This is a genomic window from Methylobrevis albus (assembly GCF_015904235.1).
GTDB lineage: Bacteria > Pseudomonadota > Alphaproteobacteria > Rhizobiales > Pleomorphomonadaceae > Methylobrevis_A > Methylobrevis_A albus.
Genome location: NZ_JADZLT010000056.1, coordinates 467,828 through 490,026, shown reverse-complemented (window position 1 = coordinate 490,026; position 22,199 = coordinate 467,828). Strand labels below are relative to the sequence as shown.

General features: G+C 62.9%; 21 protein-coding genes and 2 pseudogenes. 8 read left to right on the top strand and 15 right to left on the bottom strand.

All coding sequences use genetic code 11. The features are described from left to right. Positions 1 to 242: 242 nt before the first annotated feature. Together I5731_RS19590 and I5731_RS19585 are read left to right on the top strand one after the other, a co-directional pair. Positions 243 to 1,004: a VWA domain-containing protein gene (locus tag I5731_RS19590; protein ID WP_197313093.1), complete on the top strand. Its 762-nt coding sequence runs from the start codon at positions 243 to 245 to the stop codon at positions 1,002 to 1,004. 110 nt (positions 1,005 to 1,114) lie between these two features. Continuing rightward, positions 1,115 to 1,849, top strand: coding sequence for a DnaJ domain-containing protein (locus tag I5731_RS19585; protein WP_197313092.1), 735 nt, complete (start codon positions 1,115 to 1,117; stop codon positions 1,847 to 1,849). A gap of 90 nt (positions 1,850 to 1,939) precedes the next feature. Here the strand turns inward: I5731_RS19585 and I5731_RS19580 are convergent, their stop codons facing one another. Next, positions 1,940 to 3,472 (bottom strand): serine hydrolase, encoded by a 1,533-nt coding sequence (locus I5731_RS19580; RefSeq protein ID WP_328839265.1) that lies wholly within the window; start codon positions 3,470 to 3,472, stop codon positions 1,940 to 1,942. Between the two features lie 450 nt (positions 3,473 to 3,922). On the opposite strand from I5731_RS19580, the gene I5731_RS19575 reads away from it, so the two are divergent. Further along, a complete protein-coding gene (locus I5731_RS19575; protein ID WP_197313091.1) occupies positions 3,923 to 4,255 on the top strand; it encodes a phasin family protein in 333 nt (110 codons plus the stop codon). A gap of 495 nt (positions 4,256 to 4,750) precedes the next feature. Further along, positions 4,751 to 5,041 (top strand): DUF1294 domain-containing protein, encoded by a 291-nt coding sequence (locus I5731_RS19570; RefSeq protein ID WP_197313090.1) that lies wholly within the window; start codon positions 4,751 to 4,753, stop codon positions 5,039 to 5,041. A gap of 335 nt (positions 5,042 to 5,376) precedes the next feature. Here the strand turns inward: I5731_RS19570 and I5731_RS19565 are convergent, their stop codons facing one another. From I5731_RS19565 to I5731_RS19510, 12 genes are all read right to left on the bottom strand, one after another. After that, complete coding sequence (locus tag I5731_RS19565) at positions 5,377 to 5,859, bottom strand: RES family NAD+ phosphorylase (RefSeq protein ID WP_197313089.1); 483 nt, start codon at positions 5,857 to 5,859, stop codon at positions 5,377 to 5,379. Next, entirely contained in the window at positions 5,856 to 6,284 is a 429-nt protein-coding gene (locus I5731_RS19560; RefSeq protein WP_197313088.1) for an antitoxin Xre/MbcA/ParS toxin-binding domain-containing protein, read from the bottom strand. The genes I5731_RS19565 and I5731_RS19560 overlap by 4 nt, the downstream gene beginning before the upstream one ends. A gap of 185 nt (positions 6,285 to 6,469) precedes the next feature. Then, positions 6,470 to 7,135: a hypothetical protein gene (locus I5731_RS19555; protein ID WP_197313087.1), complete on the bottom strand. Its 666-nt coding sequence runs from the start codon at positions 7,133 to 7,135 to the stop codon at positions 6,470 to 6,472. An 85-nt stretch (positions 7,136 to 7,220) separates the two neighbouring features. Then, positions 7,221 to 7,490: a hypothetical protein gene (locus I5731_RS19550; protein WP_197313086.1), complete on the bottom strand. Its 270-nt coding sequence runs from the start codon at positions 7,488 to 7,490 to the stop codon at positions 7,221 to 7,223. Positions 7,491 to 8,192: 702 nt separating this feature from the next. Further along, positions 8,193 to 8,621, bottom strand: a complete 429-nt coding sequence (locus tag I5731_RS19545) for a hypothetical protein (RefSeq protein ID WP_197313085.1) — start codon at positions 8,619 to 8,621, stop codon at positions 8,193 to 8,195. A 133-nt stretch (positions 8,622 to 8,754) separates the two neighbouring features. Beyond that, complete coding sequence (locus I5731_RS19540) at positions 8,755 to 9,363, bottom strand: hypothetical protein (protein WP_197313084.1); 609 nt, start codon at positions 9,361 to 9,363, stop codon at positions 8,755 to 8,757. An 8-nt stretch (positions 9,364 to 9,371) separates the two neighbouring features. Next, the gene (locus I5731_RS19535; RefSeq protein ID WP_197313083.1) at positions 9,372 to 10,793 is read right to left on the bottom strand and encodes a hypothetical protein; all 1,422 of its coding nucleotides are present in this window, start codon (positions 10,791 to 10,793) and stop codon (positions 9,372 to 9,374) included. Then, positions 10,774 to 12,228 carry a hypothetical protein gene (locus tag I5731_RS19530; RefSeq protein WP_197313082.1) on the bottom strand — a complete coding sequence of 485 codons (1,455 nt, stop codon included), beginning with the start codon at positions 12,226 to 12,228 and terminating at the stop codon, positions 10,774 to 10,776. Before I5731_RS19530 ends, I5731_RS19535 begins: the two co-directional genes overlap by 20 nt. Before the next feature lie 2 nt (positions 12,229 to 12,230). After that, positions 12,231 to 12,665 carry a hypothetical protein gene (locus tag I5731_RS19525; RefSeq protein WP_197313081.1) on the bottom strand — a complete coding sequence of 145 codons (435 nt, stop codon included), beginning with the start codon at positions 12,663 to 12,665 and terminating at the stop codon, positions 12,231 to 12,233. A 652-nt stretch (positions 12,666 to 13,317) separates the two neighbouring features. Next, positions 13,318 to 13,989, bottom strand: a complete 672-nt coding sequence (locus tag I5731_RS19520; RefSeq protein ID WP_197313080.1) for a hypothetical protein — start codon at positions 13,987 to 13,989, stop codon at positions 13,318 to 13,320. 560 nt (positions 13,990 to 14,549) lie between these two features. Then, positions 14,550 to 15,080: a 3'-5' exonuclease gene (locus I5731_RS19515; RefSeq protein WP_197313079.1), complete on the bottom strand. Its 531-nt coding sequence runs from the start codon at positions 15,078 to 15,080 to the stop codon at positions 14,550 to 14,552. A 354-nt stretch (positions 15,081 to 15,434) separates the two neighbouring features. After that, positions 15,435 to 16,298 (bottom strand): DUF3883 domain-containing protein, encoded by an 864-nt coding sequence (locus I5731_RS19510; RefSeq protein WP_235981910.1) that lies wholly within the window; start codon positions 16,296 to 16,298, stop codon positions 15,435 to 15,437. A 143-nt stretch (positions 16,299 to 16,441) separates the two neighbouring features. Between I5731_RS19510 and I5731_RS19505 the strand changes: the two genes are divergently transcribed. From I5731_RS19505 to I5731_RS19490, 4 genes and pseudogenes are all read left to right on the top strand, one after another. Further along, positions 16,442 to 17,191, top strand: a complete 750-nt coding sequence (locus tag I5731_RS19505; RefSeq protein ID WP_235981909.1) for an ImuA family protein — start codon at positions 16,442 to 16,444, stop codon at positions 17,189 to 17,191. After that, positions 17,106 to 18,625, top strand: a pseudogene (locus I5731_RS19500) (Y-family DNA polymerase). Before I5731_RS19505 ends, I5731_RS19500 begins: the two are co-directional and overlap by 86 nt. Positions 18,626 to 18,784: 159 nt before the next feature. Then, complete coding sequence (locus I5731_RS19495; protein WP_328839273.1) at positions 18,785 to 19,150, top strand: DUF4385 family protein; 366 nt, start codon at positions 18,785 to 18,787, stop codon at positions 19,148 to 19,150. 31 nt (positions 19,151 to 19,181) lie between these two features. Continuing rightward, positions 19,182 to 19,810, top strand: a pseudogene (locus I5731_RS19490) (hypothetical protein). Positions 19,811 to 20,059: 249 nt separating this feature from the next. On the opposite strand, the gene I5731_RS19485 reads toward I5731_RS19490, so the two are convergent. Together I5731_RS19485 and I5731_RS19480 are read right to left on the bottom strand one after the other, a co-directional pair. Then, complete coding sequence (locus I5731_RS19485; RefSeq protein WP_197313076.1) at positions 20,060 to 20,692, bottom strand: HNH endonuclease; 633 nt, start codon at positions 20,690 to 20,692, stop codon at positions 20,060 to 20,062. Next, positions 20,689 to 22,197 (bottom strand): ATP-binding protein, encoded by a 1,509-nt coding sequence (locus I5731_RS19480; RefSeq protein ID WP_197313075.1) that lies wholly within the window; start codon positions 22,195 to 22,197, stop codon positions 20,689 to 20,691. The genes I5731_RS19485 and I5731_RS19480 overlap by 4 nt, the downstream gene beginning before the upstream one ends. Between the last annotated feature and the right edge of the window lie 2 nt (positions 22,198 to 22,199).

Genomic DNA, 22,199 nt, shown 5'->3' with positions numbered 1-22,199 from the left:
TCTCCCGCGAGGGGAGAAGGAAAAAATGCTGCACCGCAGCGGCCGACAGCTTTCTTGTGAATCCGCTGCATTGCCTAAATTCCCTTCTCCCCTCGTGGGAGAAGGTGGCCGAAGGCCGGATGAGTGGGCCGCAGCCTCGCCGCTCCCTCGGCCGACCAGCCAATTCCCCGCCCCCATCCACACCCCACCGCTTGCCCCACCCCCCTCCACGCGCCATCTAGTCTCGTAACGAGGAGGACGGCATGGCTGGTAAGCCGGTGGAGACGAAGCCCGGATCGACGATCGACGCCGCCCTGCGCAGCGAAGCCGGCGATGCCGTGCCGGCGCGCTCCTCCGCGTCCGAGATCGACGCCTTCGTCGCGGCCACCCGCAGCATGGCCCCGCCGCAACAGACGCCCGGCGTCCGCGGCCGCCTCGTCTTCGCGCTCGACGCCACCATGAGCCGCCAGCCGACCTGGGACCGCGCAGTGCAGCTGCAGGCCGGCATGTTCGAGGAGGCCGGCCGCATCGGCGGGCTCGACATCCAGCTCGTCTATTTCCGCGGCTTCGACGAGTGCCGCGCCAGCCGCTTCGTCGGCGACGCCCGCACGCTGTCGGCACTGATGAGCAAGATCGACTGTCGCGGCGGCCACACCCAGATCGGCAAGGTGCTCGGCCACGTCGAGCGGGCGAGCACCGAGGCCCGCGTCGCGGCGCTGGTCTATGTCGGCGACGCGATGGAGGAACGGGTCGACGATCTCGCCGCCCGGGCCGGCAAGCTGGCGCTCGCCGGGGTCAAGGCCTTCATGTTCCAGGAGGGCGGCGATGCGGCGGCGCGGGCCGCCTTCCGCGAGATCGCCCGGCTGACCGGCGGCGCCTGGTGCCCGTTCGGCACCGGCGCGGCCAACGATCTCGCCCGCCTGCTGCGCGCCGTCGCAGCCTATGCGGCGGGCGGGCGAACGGCGCTCGCCGCCCTCGGCGACGGCGACCCGGCCGCCCGGCTGCTGCTTGAACAGATGCGCTGAAGCCGCTTTACTTGGCGGCCATGCCGCACAGAACGGCGTCCGGACCGGTCGGTCCGCGCAAGCACCGCCACGGCGGCTTTGGGAAGGAAAGAGCGCGACATGGTGCCGAGATGACGACCTTACTCGGGATCTTCGCCGCGCTGATCCTCGGCTGGTTCGCGCTGAAATGGTTCGCCAATGCCTCGCCGTCGGCAATCCTCGGCAAGGGCCCATGGCTCGCGATCGCCGCGGCGGCCGTCGTCTTCGCCGGGCTGCTGCTCAGCGGCCGCGCCGCGCTCGCCATGACGATGCTGATGGTCGGGATTCCGGTCTACCGCGCCCTGACGCGCGGCAGTCTGTTCGGCGGGGGTCTCTTCGGGGGGCTGGGCGGCGCGCGCGGCACGCCGAAGCCCGGGCACCGCTCCATGGTCCGCTCGGCGGCCTTCGAGATGGAGCTCGACCACGACACCGGCGCGATCTCGGGCAAGGTGCTGGCGGGCAGCTTCGAGGGCAGGGCGCTCGCATCGCTCGGCGCGGCGGAGTTGCAGCGGCTCTACGGCGAGGTGGCGCCCGATCCGGAAAGCCTTGCGCTGCTAGAAACTTATCTTGACCGCCGGCTTCCCCGCTGGCGTGAAGACTTCGAGATGGACCCGGCAGCGCGGCATGGTCGCCCGGCGCGCGCGGGCCCCATGAGCGAAGAGGAGGCGTACCAGATCCTTGGACTTGCGAAGGGGGCCGACGAAGCTGAAATCCGTTCCGCCCATCGCCGCCTGATGAAGCGCGTCCATCCGGATCAGGGCGGCTCCACTTTTCTCGCGGCCCGGATCAATGAGGCCAAGGACCGGCTGCTCTCCAAACATCGCTGAACTCCGCGAGACGCACATACTGACAAGCGAGAACACTGACCGATGGGGCGGCCGGGCGCCGAGGCGTCCGGCCGCGTGTCCGTCCGAGGGTCAGAGCCGGACGGCGTAGCAGTTGAAATCCTTCTTCTTCAGCGCGTCGCAGGCGCGGGCGGCGGCATCGGCGTCGCGGAAGCCGGCGAAGCGGGCGCGCACGAAGGTCGAGTTGCCCTTGGTGAACATCTCGGTGGTCGGGCTCGCGCCGATCAGCGCATTGCCGACCCGCTCCTGCGCCTTGCGCAGCAGCGCCATCGCCGAGCGCTCGCTGTCGACCGCGCCGATCTGCACCTGCCAGCCGCCGGTGACGGCCGGGCGGGTCGCCTGCGGCGTCGTCGGCGTCAGCATGGCGACTTCGACGCCCTGGGGGATCGAGGCGGCCGGCATCGGCACCGGGACGGGCAGGCCGTCGTCGGCGATCTCGGCATCGCCCTCGCCGACGTCGGCGAAGGCTTCGACCGCCGAACTCGGCAGCGTCGCGTCGGCAAGCGAGGTCGGCATCGGCGCAGTGAGCGGCGTGACCGGCTGCTGCCGCGAGATGCGCGGCGTCGCCGGCATGATCGAGGCGGTGACGATCTCCTGCGACGGCATCAGCGGGCGCTGGCGCGGCGTCGGGGCGAGGGCGGCGACGGCCTGCGTCGCCGTGACGACCGGGATCGCCATCTCCTTGGCGGCGACGGGCGCGCGGGTCTGCACCGCGGCGGCGACCAGGCGCTCCTCGATGCCGCGGCCACGGCTGGCCTTCGGCAGGTAGGTCTCGATCAGCTCACGCATGTGGGCATCGCGGGAGGCGGCGCTGGCGCCGCCCATGACCACGGCCACCACCTTGCGGTCGCCGCGCTTCACCGACGAGACGAGGTTGAAGCCCGAGGCGCGGATGAAGCCGGTCTTGATGCCATCGACGCCCTCGACCTTGCCGAGCAACCGGTTGTGGTTGCCGTAGGTGCGGCCGTTGAGGGTGAACGAGCGCGTCTTGAAGTATTCGTAGTAGCGCGGGAACCGCACCTGCAGCGCGACGCCGAGGGTCATCATGTCGCGTGCCGTGGTGAACTGGCTGTCGTTCGGCAGGCCGTGCGCGTTGCGGAACTGCGAGCCGCGCATGCCGATCGCCCGCGCGGTACGGGTCATGCGGTCGGCGAAGGCGCGCTGCGAGCCGGCGACGTTCTCGCCGATCGCCGTGGCGATGTCGTTGGCCGACTTCGTCACCAGCGCCTTGATCGCGTCCTCGACGCGGATCGTCGAGCCGGGTTTCAGCCCGATCTTCGAGGGCGGCTCGGCGGCGGCGTTGGACGAGATCTTCAGCCGGCTGTCGAGGGTGAAGCGGCCGCGCTCCAGTTCCTCGAACAGCACATAGAGCGTCATCATCTTGGTGAGCGACGCCGGATAGCGCCGCTCGTTGGCGGAGGCCTCGTACAGCACCTTGCCGGTCGTGATGTCGACGACGATCGCGGCATACTTGGAATCGGCGGCTGCGGGCTGGGCCGCGGCGGCCATGACACCGATGCCGATCGTCAGGCCGGCGGCGAGGGCCCGAACTGCGCGCAGGGCGGAGTGGGCACGGGCGGCGATGGAGAGACGATTACGAAGCACAGGCTCGTCCTCATGAACTCGGGTACACGGGTCCGCCCGCGCGCCCGGCGGACCGGGCGCCACGCCTCCGACGGTCGGCGGAGATGGTGCGGATGCGAAACGTGAAGACGAGGCTCGCCTAACGAAGTTACAATTCAGTAAAGAGCGGCGCGCGCCTTGCCGCGATTCGGGCCTATGTCTCGATGGGGAAACAGAGAATTTTCCTGCGGCTTTCCGCCGGCCCCGCTTTCCCGCCGCGCGCTTCCGACCGGTTGGCGATCGGTGAACTGCGTATTGTGCGCTGCACAAAATTCCTTGACGGGATGATGGTGCAATGCATATATTTCAGGCACTGGTTCCGGTTCGACGCGGGTAAGTCACGAACGGGACCGTCGCTGTGGGGTTCGCCGCGGCGCCGCGCTGCCGCCCGGCATGACGCATCCGTGCACTCGAGACACCAGGGGAAGAGCCATGGCCACCGGCTACGAAGACGTCCAGAAGATCCTGAAAGAGAATATCGACGCGGCGATGAAGTCGGCTGACCTGCTCTCGAAGAGCCTGCAGACGATCGCCACCGAAGCGACCGACTATTCGAAGAAGTCGGCCGAAGAGACGACCAAGCATTTCGAGAAGCTGATGGGCGTCAAGTCCGTCGAGGCGGCCATCGAGCTCCAGACCGAGTTCGTCAAGAAGTCCTACGAGGGCGCCGTCTCCCAGGCGACCAAGATGACCGAGCTTTACGTCGACCTCTCCAAGGATCTCGCCAAGCCCTACGAAGGCGTGTTCGCGAAGATCGGCAAGTGAATTCACCGGCCGCCTGACGGCGGCATGGTTCGGCGAACGAAAGGCCCGGCATGTCCGGGCCTTTTTTGCGTCTGGGCAACGGGCTCCGGGTTGTCTCTGCTGCTCCCGCCACGCTCCGCGAATGCAGCCGCTTCACGACGGCCGCGGAAAAGTCGGACGATGGGCACGCAAGGACCAGCCCGGTTCGCACGCCGGAACCGCCGCTCCCTGCGCCTCGTGGATGGTCCGCCGGCGCGGACCATGACGATTACCAAAAGGAGGACCAAAGGGCGATATCAGCCGCGATTTCAACAGTTTGCGGAACGATCTGCCAGCCGGATCTTGCACGCCGTCATGGTCTGCGCAGGCGGAGACCATCGACGAAGGCCACACGGAACCGGGCCGACGGTCGCACGCCCCGGCACAAAGCCCGCGCTCGGCCGCGCATGCCGCAACCCTTTGTCGAGAACCGCCTCGTAAGCTGCCGTGACGACTCACCAAAAGGGGCGGGCGGACATGACCGTGATCGGCTGGAGCGCCGCGCTGCTGGCGCTGAACCTCGTCACCTACCTCAGCTTCGCCATCGACAAGCGCCGCGCCGGCACCGGCCTCCGCCGCATCCCCGAACGCCGCCTGCTCCTCCTCGCCGCCCTCGGCGGCAGCCTCGGCGCGCTGCTTGCGCAGCAGCTGCTGCGGCACAAGACGCGCAAGCAGCCGTTCCGGGGAATGCTGATCGCGATCGTGGTGGTGCAGGTGACCGGGGTAGTGCTGCTGTTGGTCTGGCCCGAGGCGTTTTGGGACGCGTGAGGCCGGGGCGGGTTTCGCTGTCGGGCACGCTGCGGTCGCCCACGCCTGTCCGGATCGGCTAACGGCACCGGTCGTCGCACCCGGCCGCGCCCTTCGAGACGGCCCTTTCCGGGCCTCCTCAGGATGAGGCCTACGAGAGTTTCTCATTATACGTCAGACGGTTGTCCTTTTCGCTCATCCCGAGGAAGGCGCGGAGCGCCTGTCCCGAAGGGCGAGGAAAAGCCGAGGCGCCGGCAAGCTCGAGCTTCGTTCGCTGCCGGTTGGCCTCCTGCACTGGACACGAGTCCGAACGCTTGTCCGGGGAGTATGGCGCCGGAACCGGACCGCCACCCGCATCACCCCGGAAACAGCCGCCGGTCCCAATAGACCGGTCGGTGCAGGTCCGCCGTGATCTTCGAAAACTGCGGATGGCGTGGATTGATCAGCACGTTCTGCTCGATACGGGTGACGACGCTCGGCACCAGCAGAATCGCGCTGCGCGCCTCCGTCGCCCAGCGCTCCCCGAACGCCTGGCTGACCGTCGCCGGCATGGCGTCCCAACCGGGCAGGGCCGGTTCGGAGACAACCTCGTAGGTGAGGCCCACGGGGAGCGTGATCGTCACGTAGTGCTGGTGCGGCGGCAGCTGCCCGCTGCCGTGCACGAGTTTTTCGAGCAGCGCGGTGGAATACTGCAGGCTGGCGTAGATGACCGGGCTGCCGGCGGTGTTCCAGCGGCCGGGCGCGATGGTGGATCCGGTCGCGTCGAAGATCGGATAGGCGCCGCGCGGGTCGCCGATGCGAAAGGCGGTCAGGGTCCGGTCGAGAACCTGCGCGATCAAGCGGCCGTGCCGTATTTCAGGCGCCCGAGAAGGCCGAGCACCAGTTCGGCGCCGATCTCGCTGCGGATCACCACGTCGACCGGCCGGCCGTCCTCCAGCATCGCATGCGGCCGGAACAGGAACCCGCGCGCCGCCTCCGGCGTCTCCCAGACGTCGAGCGCGAGGCTCCAGACCCGGGCGAGCCGCGCGACGCGCGTGCCCTCGTCCGCCGACAGCAGCCCCCCCGCCTTGCGCCGCGCCAGCGTCGCCCGCGGCACGATGTCGAACCGAAAGCCGCTGTCGCCCGGCGCCAGCAACGCCGCCACCCGGTCCAGCGCCTCGACCGCCAACCCTTTTTCGATTTGCGCCATCAGGGCGAAGGGGGAGGGGTCGTGCTTGCGCGAGGGAAGGCCGAGCACCTCGGCGACGCCTGACAGCGCGTGCATGGGGGATCCTTCCGTCTCAGATGAGATGGAATTTAGGCTCATGTGAGGTGGGGATCAAGGGGCGCCGCCGGATTTCGGATTCGGCGGCGATCCTGACGAGGGGGCGACGAAGGCAGCAAGGGATGTCGCCCCGTCCATGGTCAATCGCCTCGAAATCGAGGCGGTGGATCGGGAAGACGCCGGTGCTACTTCGTGGCCAGGATCCGCCAACCCGTCCCGTTCGCGTCCGGCCTCAGCTTGCCGTTCTTCGTGCCACACCGTTCGACGCGAAGCCGTGGCCCGTTGCATGGGGGCGGCTCCAGCTTGATATGAAGCCGCCGTTGATCGTTCTTCGTCCAGGTAGGCAGGCCGTCGGTAGGCCCATTGTCTTCTGGTGAGCAGAAGATCAGGTACGGCTCGATCCCCTCGAACAGCGTGCCCGGCAAGGCCGAAAGACGCTGCAGCTTGCCGGTCGTGCCACTACCCTTCCAGGATCCGACGCCTTTGGCCTCGATCAGAACCAGCGTCGTGCCCCAGGCGACGACAAGATCGATATCCTGCTGGTTGCCCGTGACGATCATCCGCTCCTTGCTCGGCGGCTTCTCGAAAGGCGCAACGCCGACGACATGATTGTCGGTGGTCGGGGATTGCAGCATCGTCAGTGCGCCGATCAGCCAGTCGATATGAAAGTCGGTGCACCACCACGCGTCGTCGGGGACATTGATGTCGTTCTTGATGGGGCGGATACTCTCGTTGAGCCTGTTTCGAAAGCTTGGGGACAGCTTCTCGGCGCCTTCGCCGAGGGCATCCCTGACCAGCCAGTTCCGCTCCTTCCGGTTGAAGCGTTTCAGCGTTTCGACGAGTTCCGACATGTGCGGCGGTTCCATGGGAGAGTTGGGCATACGCCCACCATGCAACCTCGCATATCTGCTCGCTATTGGTCCAATCGGCGGCAGCCTAATCTTCCACTTCGCCGACCACTGCGAAGCTCGCCAGAAAATGTCGGTCGAGCACCTCACCGATCAGCGCGATCGTGCGCCGGACATGCTGCTTCGAGCGCACTGTGACCACGAGCCGATCCCGAACGGCATCGACCTCTTCGAGGGAGACCGAAGCAAAGCCGGATTTCTCCAGCGTCCGGTAGAGATCCTCGCCGAAGTGCCAGATCTGGGAGCCGAGCTCATGTGCTCGGGCCGCGTCGAAGGCGATCAGCAGGTTCCTGGGCATGGTTTGGCCGACCAGTTGCCTTGGAGGAGTTCGAAGCGGGCGGTCTTTCGATCATGGGGGCGCAAGAGGCCGCTGTGCCGGGGTTGCCCAGTGCATCTTCACGCAGTGACAGGCGGCGTCAGGATCGGGACGCTGCAAGGGCCGACCCCACTCCACCCCCCTCAGATCGTCATCCCCGCGAAAGCGGGGATCCAACTGTCCGCGGGAGCGACCTCGGTGGGACGGCAAGACGGTGCCAGGCGACGATGATCATCCCCGGCCGATCGCTGGATCCCCGCTTTCGCGGGGATGACGGGGAGAGGTCGAGCGAAAGACCGCCGCCCGTCATCTGTCGCTCCGTCGCAGGGACGACGGGATGCTTTCCGACCCTCAAGGATCCTCGCTTTCGCGGGGATGACGGGGAGAGGTTGAGCAACCGACCGACCTCGCCCCGTCACTGGTCGCTACCGTCTCACGGACGACGAGAGGCTAAGCCAGCCTCAGCTACACCCTCTTGTCGACCCTGTATTCCATTCATAGGCAGGTGCTGGAAGCCAGGCGCGGAAAGGCTTTGCGCTCTTCCTACTCGCGAAACTACTCGCGATCGCATCGGGGATATGGATCTCGGTTGACACCATCGCTTGATAGGCGAGTGGGGACGGCAGGAGTGGCGAAGGTGGGAGTACAGTGACCTGCGCGGATCTGCAGGATGGATGAGCGTCGCTAGCTCAGAAAGTGGATGCCTGCGTCCGTCAGTAGCCCAAGCAGCCGATCGTTCTCGGCGCGCAAGTCATTCGCGAGGTTCTCAAGCTCGACGACACGGTTGTGGGCCTCGATATGTTCAAGCTCGGCTTCGACCCAGGCCTGCTTGATGCCCACAAGTTGCGCACTTATCGCCGACCAATCGCCGAAACGCTCAGTATGCTGTTGTCCACCACGGTCCTTAATAGGAAAATAGCGGCCGGACTTCACCCGGCGGAGAACGCGTTTTATCAGCTTCTTATGGTGTGCCTTCTGCCTTTCGCGGAGGAGGTTGCCACCCTTCTTCTCGAGAAAGCGCTCGCTGAGTCCGGCTCGCTTTAGGACATCCGCGATCTTTGGTGCGCCGGCAGAGAATGGATAGGTGCCACTGTGCTGCTTCACCTCGGCCAAAATCCTCCTCAGTGCCCATCGAATCCTCTCAGTGCTGGAAGCTCCGATGGCGCGACAGGCACGAATACCCGATGGATACGTTGCGCGCCCTTCGTCGGTGCGGATGCCCCGCGGGATTTATTTGGCCGCTCAGTCAGCGTCGGTTGCTCCAGATTTCAGCCGCTATAGAGCTGGAAGCTAGGAATTCGTCGCGAACATCTGGCCACCTGTGGAGATTGGCGAGGATCTTCCCTCGAATGTGCTGGGAGGCAAGAGGCATCTCCGACACCTCAGCATACTCGCGCAGCAAACCGACGATTTGATCGCGACATTCGATGCGGGCGGAGGCGAGTTCGAGCCGACTTTCGCAGGTCGAGCGGCAAGACCCGGTGTCTGGAAGTCCGCGCCCTTTCGTGCACCGGCCAAACTGTCCGGGCGCTTTCGTGCAAAGTACACCAGGACGGACGAGTGTGCACTGCAAACCGCGCCCGGAAAGAATACGCACGGCTTCATCAATATTGTCGGTGCCCAGGACGTCAATTCCCCGGCGCATCTCCATTTCAGTGAGCCCATCACGAAGCGGCTGCGCAGCTCCGCCGCCGGCCAGGCCCTGAACGGTGTCTTCGACCGCAGTCCTGACCAGCAACTGGGATGCCTCTTCCGCAACCTTCATCACTTCCCCAACGAGGTCCTCGACAGAAAGCAGATAGTGAAGCAGTGCTTCGAGATTGTCGTGGCCAAGCAAGTCCTGGAGTACCTGCATGGACTGGACTATTGCCAAGGCCACCAGCCGCACCAGTGTATGTCGCCAGCGATGAGCGTGAGGACGCCCGTTGCAAACACCCTCGAGACCCAGGTGTTCGACTGCGGCGACCATTGGCTCCGCATGTTGGCCATAGGACCACCTCTCCCACTGCCCTTGTGGTCCTGGAGCTGCACCCAAAGGTGGCTTTGGCCTTCCGGTCTGATGACGGAGGCGAGCTTTTCCTGCAGATCCAGTGCTCTGGTAGCTAGGGGATGCAGTGGCCAGTCTCGTGCCCGTCCTCCAAAAGCTCGCTCTGTCTTCCGTAGAACACCCCGCATCCGGTCTTTCGCAATGGAGGCGGTGTTGTGCTCGGCGCCAGCAATCTCATTGTGGCGAGCTGCAGTGCAGAATGCGTCAAGTGTGAACGAAAGAGCTTGAATCACCCCAATGATCAGAAGGAGCGAGCTTAGGTTAGGGGGCGGCCATTGATCAGAGAACTCGTAGCTCTGGCGATTTATTCTCTGCTTGATTAGGAACGGCATCTTCTGAAAAGTGTCCCTTTTCCATCGGAAGTCAGAGATAAACCTATTCTTTCGCAGCTTTAGCTGCTCGTCGGTCAGCTCAGGATAGTTATTTTCGAGCTGTTCTAATAATAGCCAGCACGCGATTAATTGTTCAGCAGTGTTCTCGAATATCCATTTTGCGCGGCGTATTATGGATACGACGAATCTATCGTCGAAGTGTTTTTGTTCGTCGGTAGATTTCGATCGCGAACTGATTTGGGGTGCTGTCTGTTGATTATCGCTCTTTTCCTTGTGACTTCCCTCAATCGCGTTTACCTGGAGCTTGGGAGGGTATTGGATTTTGGCAAGGTCAGGTATCAACCCGCGCCCTGCGCCAAGCCGTAAACGCCTGAAGATCGTGTTGATATTAGCCCGTGTCCGCTCACATCTTGAGATGAGCGGAATAGACGCGGGAAGGTGCTTCTCTAGTTGCCAGATGTTGCCTAGGGAAGGCGGTGCCATTGCAAACAGATGCTTGATGGTCCGCAAGATTATCCCAGTGGTCGTAAGCCAGCTTGAAGGCCCCAAGCCTTGGTCGCCTCTCTTGCCATCATGCGGGAGCCCAAGCACCAGGAGGGCTCGACGCATGCTCTCCTCGCGTTGTGAAGCGACGGCATCAGATAGGACGCCAGCAACGAGCGCATCGCCGAGAAGTGGGTCACGCTGTCGCGAACTGATCCGGCGCATATTTTCGGGTGGGAGATATTTTTCCGGGACGACTATGATCCTGTCGCCAAGTCTGGATCCCGGAAATAGCTCGATCTCGCACAGCTTGGGCCAGTCCAATTTCGCCAGCTGGCTGAAGTGACCCGTCGCCTCGAGGAGACCATTCCTCCACGCGTTCAGTCCGTCTTCAGCGACGTCTCTAGTAGACAGGGTAGCCATCGAACACCATCACCTCTCCAGCCTGCAATGCGCGCTCACGGGCGTGGTATGCGAGCCGCACACGCTCCGGATCGAACTGCCGCAAGGTCGCGGAAATCGATCGCTCTTCATCCTCAAGAGAGGTGCCTTTCCACGCCGCCAGCGGCCTCGTTGACCTTTCATGGTGGAGGTCAGCCAACGTGGTGGCGAGGCGCTGCATGCTGTCTTCGAAGACGATCCCATGGGAACAACCCGTGCACCGTTGCACCCGGCATAGCACCCCCTTCGCGTGATTCGGATCGACCCCTTTCGAGGGTTCATACGGGCCCAAGCAACCCATGTTGAGGCGCGTCCGATTCCGGATATCGCTCAGCAAGTTGGCCTGTTCCTGCGTAAAGCGCCCCGTCTCTATGAGTATTCTGAGCCGCGTAGGATTAAGTCTACCCTCTTGGATTTCGGAGAATGCATATGTCTGAAGCTCACGGACTTTGCTCTCACTGCTGCGCTGATAGCGATGCCGAGCGAGGTAGTAGCGGAGGCTCCTCGAGTTACGATGGTTAGCCGCATACTGCGCAACTATAGAATCTCCTGTTGTTATGTGGGTATAGTTTATCCAGGCATCGCGCGCCTGTGATGTTGAGATTGTCCCAAGATAGGGATGATCGCTGATCAGGCCGTGCTTCAGAGCGACAGCACGAATGAATGTATTCAGTGTTGATACCGTCTTCGTCGAGCTGAACCAGCCAATCTCACCGCCTTTTCCAAGGGATACAAACAACCAAGGGCTTTTCGTACCTTCTTCCAGATTGTTGATTTGCCTCGCCAGAGTAGGGCTCGGTTTCTGGGCATACTGCTCGCGGAGCGCCTCAAGACGCCTAACAAGTGTACGACGCAGGGGAGCGGTCCGTTGGACGAGCATCTGGATGATGGAAGGAGGGTGAAATTCGGCATTGGGATTGCAGATCACTTGCTGGTGTCGATCCGCGCGTTTCTTCCATGCATGCATCAACACCCGGTCGGGTGCATGGGGATGGACTTCTCGCCACGTCTCTTCCCGCGATACATCGATGCCGACTAAGGTCGCCAGGTTCCAGCCCGTGTGTAGCGCGACAAGCCAGAAGTAGATTGCTGTGTCGTACAGCCCCGGAAAGAACCATCGAAGTTTCCCCACATAGCCTTCCGATCCTCGAGAGGACATCGTCGGCGGCAGATATGAGGGACCAGACACAATCCCGTTGGATGAATACAAAAGGCCCGTGGCGTTGTAGGTGCTAAGCTCACCCTGAAACGGAATCGTCTCGGTGGTTAGCTCACGGACCAGCCAGGCATGGTTCCTTGGCTCCGACCATGCCGCAGCACGATCATCACCTACTCGGGGGTCGCGGCCATCATCTGCTAGACGCGTCCCCTCCCGGAACATTGCGCTGACCTCACGCGCTTCTTTGCGCAGGGCCATGCTCAGCCTTTGTATGCCGACCTAGTCTGGCTCCGGAACCTCCGATGGTCGATCGGGATCGCGTGCTGGCCAGATGAGACGTGGCAGGCCTGCGAGTTCCGCCCCTCAACAACAAACTTCTTGATGTTCTTGTAGACGTCCGGGGAGGTTATTCCACGATCGCTCAGCCAGCGCTTCAGTTGCGGACCGTGCTCTTCGGTCAATTCCGCCAGTTCGCTCACGGTAGGAAGATCGGGACGCTCGTCCACGAACCGAAAGAAATGACGAGCGCATCCGACGCGTTTGTCCAGGCTAGCATCGCTCAACTGGTCCCGTTCAAGGAAGTGCTTGAACTGCAAGGCAAGGTGCGGGCGCCCTTCAAAGTCGCCTGACCACCTCCGGGCCACATTCCGAGCGGTTCCCCCAACGAAGAACTCGGCGATGTCGTATGGGTACACGATCCCCGGCCGGATCACGGATGTTCGCGAAGTGCTGGCCGATGGAGATCGAGTTCGTCAACTTGGTCATCACTCGTCCCCGTCAAGGAAAGCGGCGTAGCTGTCGGCCACCTCGACCAGCTGGTACGATTCCGCGATCCATGTGAGGTATCGGTCGGTCGTGGTTTCCGAAACGTGCCCGAGCCTCTTGCGTAGCATATTGATCCAGAACGAAGTCCGGTCAGTTACCCAGCTTGGTTTCATCCTGTGCAGGGTATTGCCGGCGATCACAGCGTCATGACGCAAGCCTGCGAGAACGAAATTGCAGGCATAGTCATGCCGCGCGAGATGGGGATATCAGACGACCGGACCGCCCTGCGTCTTGATCTTGAAGCAGCTGTAGATGGTCGCCTGAGATAGAGTCGTGCCCTCAACACCACGCGAATCGGAAACGAACAGGGGTCCCAATATCCCGACGAGAAGGGGGGACCAGATGGCACCGCCGCTCATCGATCCACTCCCTGACCATGAGCGCGAAGTTGAGGGGAATGGCGACGATTCGCTCCTTGTCGCCTTTCCCCCCGTACAGCTTCATGGGCACGTCGCGCCGCCCGGGCCGTTGGGCCTCAAGTATCGCGCTTCGTGATGGCCATTGTTCGACCCGCAAAGCTGCCTATTCGAAAGCCCTTACGCCGATCTCAACGATGCATCTGCTCGCCAGCATCTTGGCCTCTCCCAACCGGGTCCTGACCGCCGAGTACCAGGCCAGTTTCTGCGCAGCGGTCGGCAGACTCAGTGTCGGAAGCTGAGCAGCAGACTGTCGGAGACGGCCCGTGCGTGAATATACGAACACATCTCCCCGGATGTCTCGGTAAGGTACCTTGACCAGCTTCGTTGGCACATCGAATGCCCAGCGAAGACCCTGCTCAGCCCGCCACATAAGGTAGAAGGTCGCTACGTCCGCTCTTTGGTTTCGAGTTGCAGCACCGACCGTCGGCCGCTGTTGTGACGGTCGAAAGGCGATCATGTTGTCCTGGTAAGAAAGGACGCATTCATAATTCATCCGGTCGACGTCGATTCCGCCGGCCTCCGCCCAGTTAAGAAAGTTCGTGAGCCTGTCGGCCTCACCTTTGCTGGTGGTCGGGCGCTTCCCTTCGCGCTTCGCGCCGGTCGGCCCCTCTTTGTATTCGGGGACCCAGCGAGCGCGGTAACGGTCTCTCAAGTATCGGTTCGGTTCGTGTTCGTAGCCTTTTGCATCGTGAAACAGAGAACAGCACCCGGCGAGAGCCGGGTAGCCGAGCTCGGTTAGCCGATCCGCATCCGGGACGAATACCCGCCATGTCATCGCGACGTCTCTTGCGGCGTTGTCACACGGTGCGTGCACGAGACGCACTCTCGTGAGTGACAGCCGGACGTGGCCCGAGGCGGGCTGCACCGCCCGTACTTCAGGACGGTGTCGAACCGACCCCCACGCAGGAGGTGGGCAACCAGGGTCGCGTGCAGCTCGTGCCTACATCGCAGGAAGCTCAATTCATTTTGTCGGGCATCCAGCCTCGCTCCCTTGCCATTCTCCCATAATACTGACCGGCGGCCACCGGGATGGCAAGCGAGAAAAAGCCAGTAATCACATGAAAATATTAAAGGATTCGACGTTAAACGGCTCAAGGATTCCCGCAAATCTACTCTAGGATTCCGTCGAGGATTCGCCAACTTTGGGTCTGGAGGGGAACGGCGATCTCGCCCAAGAAAACCCCGGCAAAATCAACGCGCCTCAAGGATTCCCCGCGAGAGACACTCGCTACTGGGTGATGGCGACCATTTGTGTTGGATAGTCCGGCATGCCGTATTTCGGGCGGGAGGGGGGGTGCCGGTGCCGGGGCTGCTACCGGGGCAGCGGAGCAGGCCTCAAAGCGACTCGATGAATTCCGAGCCGGGGCTGATTCCGGACACCAACAACCTGTCGCGAGCCCGGGTCGCGGCCACGTAGAGGAGCTGTCGTTCGGTCGCGATCACCTCGTCCAGCTCGAAGGCGTCGACGACACGCGCCGCCAGCGGGAGGACGTTCTCGTCGCAGGCGACGACGGCGACGGCACGGAACTCCAGGCCCTTCGCGAGATGAATGATGCCGACGAGTGCCTTGTCCTCATCGTGCCGGCCAGTCGTCGCCGTCCGGAACGGCAGCCCTGCCGTCTCGGCTATGCTGCGCGCACGCGGCAGCTGCTCGGCCGAGCGCACGAAGATCGCGCTCTCGCGCGGCGCGAGGTGGTCATCCAGCGCCCGCCGGATGAAGGCAGCCGCTGCGTTCCGCTCGGCAGGCTCGTCCTCGGCGATCACGACCTCGGGCTCGATGCCCTTGAACATCGACACTGTGCCGCGACGGTCTTCCTCGAGCCCGTCGACATCTCGGACGGTTCGGGGCAGGAGCCGGTCCGCCATCTGCCGGATCTGCTGCGAGGTGCGGTAGTTGACTTTCAGCGTGACCGACCGCCCGCGCACATCGATGCCGAGACCGAGCCAGGAGAAGGGCTTCTAGGAGATGCGCTGGCCGATGTCCCTGGCGAATAACAGCGCGTCGAAACTGTCGCGGCAATCGCGGCGAAGAAGCGGAGTTCGGAGACACCGAGGTCTTGGGCCTCGTCCACCACAATGTGGGTAAGGCTTTTCCTCCCGGGCGGCCTGAGATCTTAGGATGTGTGGAAACCCGCGTAGGAACCGGGATGGGCGTCTTCGCCTTCCATGGAACGAAGTCGCGGACGCGAAACGAGGCAGGTAGGCTGTACCCTGACCGACCTATCGCAGCGTCGCCAGAAAGCTGGTCGGTGTCAGTGCGACGTGGCTTTCCAGCGGCGGATAGAGCTCGAACGCCTTCGGCTCCCGAGAGAAATTCCAGAGCCGCAGGAGGCACCAGTCGGATCGCCGCTGCTCCGACACGGCGAGCTCGTTGCCCGAGATGTGGAAGAGCGTTCGCTCCCAGCCATTGGTCGTCTTCACCTCGATCAGGCGTTCCCGCCCGTCGGGGAGGAACGAGGCGATGTCGAAGCCTGCGCCGTCGCCATCTACATGCGAAACCCACCGGACTCGATCGGCTAGATCGCTTCGGCCAGATTGAGTAAGGGTCTGCCGTTCATGTCGGACCACAAGCTCCTCACCGCGACGGCCTAGCACGCGGTTCCGCTCGTCGCGCTCCGCCACGTCGTACCGCCTGGCGATGGCCATGGTCTGTGCCAACTCCGTCGGATCGGGATGGTTCGAAAGCGTCGGCGCGGGCCCGATCCAGAGAGACGGCGGCTCGTATAGCCCGACATCGACGTCCGAAGACCTGGCTGGCGGGCGCACAAGCCAGTCCGGATGTGCGTTAAGCCAGTCAAGCACGGCAAGCTCGAGCGATCTTTGGTAGTTGAAGGTGGGCTTGTAGCCGTCGATCGATGTTTCGCCCAAGCCCTTCAGGATGGCGCTGATGTTCTGGTGCTTGTACTCGATCGATCCTCGGCCGCGTCCGGTCAGGCTCTGCAGCGCCCGATTCCGCTCCGCCTTGCTGAACGACTTCCCCGCAAGCTCGAGCCCAAGCATACCGAAGTAGTCGGCGACGATCGCCGCGTTCTCCTCATCTGACCATTCCCCAGCTGCCATGCCCGTGACCCTATAGAAACTCAAGCGCTTCGGGAATTCCTGTCCTCGCTTGCGCAGATCGCTTCGCGGGGGCGGCGCGCGAGTGCCAACTCCGAGCGAGGATTTTGACTCGACGTCCGAACAAGAACGAAACAGGAACATTATCCGCAACAAAAATGGTGAGCGCGATGTCCAAGGCGGACGTTGCAGCGCTGCGTTCGACGATCGCAGCGCTCGAGGCCGGCCCACGGCAGGCACGGGAGGTCCTGCCGTTCGGGCTGAACGAGGTCGACGGGAAGCTCCCGGGCGGCGGGCTTTCGCTTGGGGCGCTGCATGAGGTGGCGGGTGGCGGAAACGGTGCGGTGGACGGTGCCGCGGCGGCTCTGTTCGCGGCAGGGATCGCGGCGAGAACGAACGGACGAATCCTATGGTGCCTCACGAGACCCGACCTCTTTGCTCCGGCCATCGCCCAGGCGGGCCTGTCTCCGGATCGCGTGATCTACGTCGAGGCCGGAGACGAGAAGGCGGTGCTGGCGTGCATGGAAGAAGGCCTGCGCCATGGTGGCCTGGGCTGCGTCGTGGCCAAGGTGGCACATCTGTCGATGACCGCCTCACGCCGTCTGCAGCTCGCAGCCGAGGGATCGAGCGCCATGGGCCTCACGGTCTGGCGGTGGCGGCGACAGTCCGAAGCGTCGGACTTCGGTCAGCCGACGGCAGCGTCGACCCGCTGGCGCGTCTCGGTCCTGCCGTCGCGGCCGTTGCCCGTCCTCGGCGTCGGCCGTCATCGCTGGCTGGTCGAGCTGATCCGGGCGCGCGCAGGCGAGAGCGCCGACTTCGAACTGGAAGCGTGCGATGACCAGGGTCGTCTCGGTCTTCCTTCCCAGGTGGAGCATCGATCGGCACAAACGGGCCTCGGGCGGCGCTACGCAGCCGGATAGCGCGCCGCTCGTCCTGGCAGGCTCGGATGGACGCCGGCGGGTCGTCATGACTGCCGATGACGTGGCGGTACGGCAAGGACTCCGCTCGGGGATGCCGCTGACAAAGGCGCAGGTTCTGGTACCGGGTCTGACGATCGAGGATGCCGATCCCGCTGGCGATATCGACGCATTGGAACGTCTGGCATTCTGGGCACTGCGGTACTCTCCCGTCGTCGCTGCGGACTCGCCGGACGGTATAGTCCTCGACATCGATGGCGCGGCGCACCTGCTGGGCGGAGACGAAGGTCTCGCGCGGGATCTCCATCAACGCCTCAGCGTCGCGGGGTACACCTGCCGGGTTGGGATCGCTGCTACATGGGGCGCTGCGCACGCGCTGGCGCGCTTTGGACGAGACCCCATCAGCATCGTCCACGGTAGTTCATTGGGACGAGTCCTTGCTCCGATGCCGATTGCAGCACTCAGGCTTGAGCCGGGGCTGCTTGCCGAGCTGCACTCTCTAGGATTCGAGCAAATCGCCGACCTGCTGTCACAGCCACGGGCGCCACTGACGCTGCGGTTCGGCCCGCAGATCTGGCGGCGGATCGACCAGGCGCTGGGGTCGGTGCCGGAACCGATCGATCCGGTGCGCCCGGCCGACCTGATCGAGGTGCGGCGCGCCTTTGCGGAACCCATCGGCGCAGCCGAGACGATCAAGCGGTACATCGCCCAGCTCGTCGAACAGCTCTGCGCGAGGCTGGAAGAACGGGGGCAACGCGCTCGTCGCCTAGACCTCGTCTGTTACCGCGTCGATGCCCAGCAGCAGTCCGTGCGGATCGCGACGGCCATCCCCACCCGGGACCGAAAGCGTCTCGTGCGAATGCTCTCCGACAAGGTGGCAGAGATTGAGCCAGGTTTTGGCATCGAGCTGATGGCGCTGGCGGCCACCTGGACCCAAGCCACCGTGCCTACCCAGGGCCTCTCACCCCTGATCGATCCCTCGACGCCGGACGTGTCCGACCTTGTCGACATTCTCGCCAGCCGTGTCGGCGAAGACCGCCTCTACCGGGTAGCGCCGGTTCCCAGCGATGTGCAGGAACGGAGCGTCGAAAGGATTCCCGCGCTTTCGCCTGATCGCGATTCCTCCTGGTCTGCCAGCTGGCCACGGCCCTCGCGTCTGCTGGCGCGTCCGGAGCCGATCGAGACGGTGGCCCTCCTTCCCGATCATCCTCCAGCTTTCTTCACGTGGCGTGGCGTCCGTCGGCGCGTGAAACGGGCGGACGGGCCGGAGCGGGTCTTCGGCGAATGGTGTACCCGGGACGCCGAGCTGTCGGCGGTTCGTGACTACTTCCGGGTCGAGGACGAGGCGGGCGAGCGCTACTGGGTCTATCGCACGGGCGATGGTGAAGACCCCCAGACCGATCGCACCGGTGGTTCATGCATGGGATCTTCGGCTGACGCGGCCGAACGGAAACGGAAGGCACCGATCCGCCTTTGCAGACCATGTCCAGACGACCCTCCACGCTCGATTTCGACAAATCCCGCTACGGGTGGGAACCGGATGTCGACTACCGCGCCCACCCCGAGCTCTACCGCGTCGGGCGCGGCGAACAGGGCGTGCTGATCTGCCAGCCCTACAAGGACGAACTCGTGCCGCTGTGGCGGTTCAAGACGCCGGACGAGGCAGAGACGAGCAGCGCCGCGATCAAGGCGAAATTCAAGGCCTACCTCGACGCAGGCGATTTCGTCGGCGCCGATCTGGCTCGCACGTTCCTGCAGATGGGATTCACCCGCGCCCGTCGCTACGCGAACTATCGCGGCGGCCGGAAGTATACTGGGGAGGACCATCACAAACTCCCACGCGGCACGGGCGAGCCGGAGAAGGCGAGGTCCGCGGAGATCTTCCATGAGAGTTGGAAGGCGGCCGAGGCAAACGAGGACTACGCCGCGCGGAAGAATGACTGGAAGCAGAGGTTTGGTTGAAGGCAGCCCTGCCGGACGCCATCTGAGCGCCATGCCGAAATCCCCGAAACCGACGCCGCCGACCAGGCTCATCCAGGAGTGGCCGCTGTCACCTGCGGCAACGTTAGGCTCGGCAGTGCGCGCGAGGGGAATCCTGCTCGAAGTGCGCGCTCATCTCCCCTTCGCGGAGCGCAGGCTCCTGCAGGTCGAGACCGGCGCCCTTATGCTCCGCGTGCCGGAGGACGACCTAGACGATCACCACGTCACTGTGGATGCGGTCACCCGCAAGCTCGCCGGCATCGAGGACCTGCCGGTCATCCCGCGTGAGGTAGAGGACATCCTGTCGATCAAGCAGGCCGAGCGTTATCGCTGACTAAAAGACGGCCGGCTGCAGAGTGCGGGCACCCGCACAGTGAAGCTAAGGGGCCGGGCGCGGAAGATCACTTTCCACCGCGCCACATCGAGGACGTCTTCGATCGCGACCTGCCGGAGCTCTGGCGCGAGGAGGACAAGCTCACCGCTGCCGAGAATAGGCGGCGGGGCGCACAGAAGGCTGCACTGAGGAAGGCGGGTAAGCTCGCGGGTGCGGACGCCGCCAGGCGCAATGCCGGACGGGAGGGCGACGCAGCAACAGCTCTGAAGGGGTGGGACGACTTCGACTTGGACGGATTGCTCGGTTGAGGGCTTCCTGGACAATGACGTCGGCAAGTCCAGAAATCGACTAGCAGGTGTAGAACGAGCGTGACGTTCAATAGCAGCACCCGACGCTATTTTAGTCATTCGCGCTTCGTGCTCAATGTGTCCGCTTCCTGCCTAGTCGGTCCTTTGATTTAACTCCTGCGTGCGGGTTGCCAGCGCCAGCGTCGGCACAGCGCTTATTCATCCACAAATCCGTCGCGGCTACGCGCTGAACGTCGAAGCAAGCGAAGTCTAGGCTTGGGGGATATCCTCCACATACGTGCTCACCGCTGCCAGTGCTGCCTTCGCGTCGGCTTTTGTCTTAGCCTTGAATAGCTCGCCAACATAGCGATCGAACCCAGGATCATCGAGCACCCCGCTGACGCCGAGGAGCTGCGCCGTGAAGCGCGTCAGTCTACAGACAAACTGGGTTGTTTCACCCTTGTCAGAGATAGGGACACAGATGTCTCCGACCCACCTGATATGATCGGCGTAATTATCAAAATGCGGATGAACGATCGTGTAGTGCCTTGATTCATCGGGAAACTGTTGTCGGGTCGTGGTCCTGACTTCCTTCTGCCCTTTGGCGATGTTGCAGTCGCGGCAGGAGACTGCGAGGTTCCTCGGCGTAAACATGAATCGGGCGGCCTTCTCTCTTGAGATCACGTGTTCGGCGTCCCAAAGGCTCTTGTTGGCGGTCACGATCTCGCGGTCGCAGTAGACGCATTTGAAATGTTGGTCATCGATGTAGTGATCCTTTATCTCAGCGCGCACGAGATCTACGCTCTTATCATTCCAGTACTTGCTATCCTTGTCTATTTCTTCTCGCGCATCGAAGGCGTCCACGATGAGTTTGCTTAGGGCAGAATACTGGATTGGCGTCATGGCCGCACGTTTCTGCCAGCATGTTCGGCAACTTCGTCGAGGCTGGCAATGATCGTCTTGGAGGGATCATCGTCATCAAGGATCGCTTTGAATTTCTGCAAATCCGCGACTATTTCTCTGAATTCGATAGATCGAGCTTTGCCAATAGCGACGAGCCGCAACGCTTCGACGATGCGCTCCTTGACGTGAAGATTACCGTTCGTCGGCACGCCAAATGCCTCCGCAAGCAGGAAGTCTGCGGATTGCCCCTGAAGCTCGGTCGCTGGTGGTAAGTCCGCCTGATCCAGGGAGATCACTTGCGCATGTGATGGCAGTTCCGAAATCACCATCGGCGAATGGGTCGCCACGATGAAGTGACACCCGCGGTATCGCCCAAAAGTCTTTACCAGTAGGTCAATGTACTTAACTTGCCATTCGGGGTGCAGGCTGATTTCGGGCTCATCGATCAGCACGAGGCTTCCGTTGCTGATGACCGAGGCGAGCGCCACCAACGCAGAGACCATGCTGATTGTGCCGGAACTTGCACTTCTCAGGTCTGAAGACAGCCCGGAATGGTGCGTTACCTCAACACCCGTAAGGTTTAGGAAGCCAGCACGCCGGATCGGCTGCAGCTTTTGAAATAGATCATCCAGAATGCCGCCATTCTCGAAATCAGCCCGCGTCTCGATGCGGCCCCGGACAGAGCGTTCGTACGCAAGCTCAAGAAGCATCCTGAGCTCCCCTTCGCTTATGCCGCTCCGCTCGGCCTCCTCGACACGTCGCTGCTGGGACGGACTGAGGACGTTGTCTTCGACCAGATGCATTCTGCGGTTGACTGCATTACGAAGGCGCTGGGTGTCGCGCAGCCGGTAGATAACATTCACTGTGGGTTTGAGCTTCAGGAAATCAAAGACCGCGCCAATATTGCTGCGCCTCAATGCTTCGTTCTCAGTGCGGTCAAACAGGCTGTTCAGCGACCTGTAGAGCAGCGTTTCAATCGACGCTTTCCCAAAGCGGTCGCGTAGGCCTAGGTACTGGTACATTGAACTTTCAATTGGAACGACAGAGTAGGGGTAGGTTCGCGGCACAGGAAATTTATCGAATGGACTGATGGTAAGCGCGACCACTCGCTTAGGCAGTGGTAGATCCCTCGCAAGAACAGCTTGTCCATTCATGGAGGCATTTATGCCGCGAAATTGGTCCTGTTCCACGACACAGTGACTGCCATCGCTTATATATTCTAGGTACTTGAGCGGCAGCTCCTTTAAGCTTTTCTTCTTCCCGGACCGGAGTTCGTCCAGCGCTATGAACGTGCGAACAATGGCTCCTAGCAGATGGGACTTGCCGGTACCGTTTTTTCCGATCACGGCTGTGATGTATTCGTGCTGGTCAGCTGCGACAGGAGAGCGCTTTCGGCTGAATACGGCGTGGGGATTCATGTACGGTCGCTCGCGTCGCCACGGCATGTCCACGCGCACATCCGCAGTGCGTGCTTCGAGCAGCTGAAAATCCTCTTCGGCGTACATAA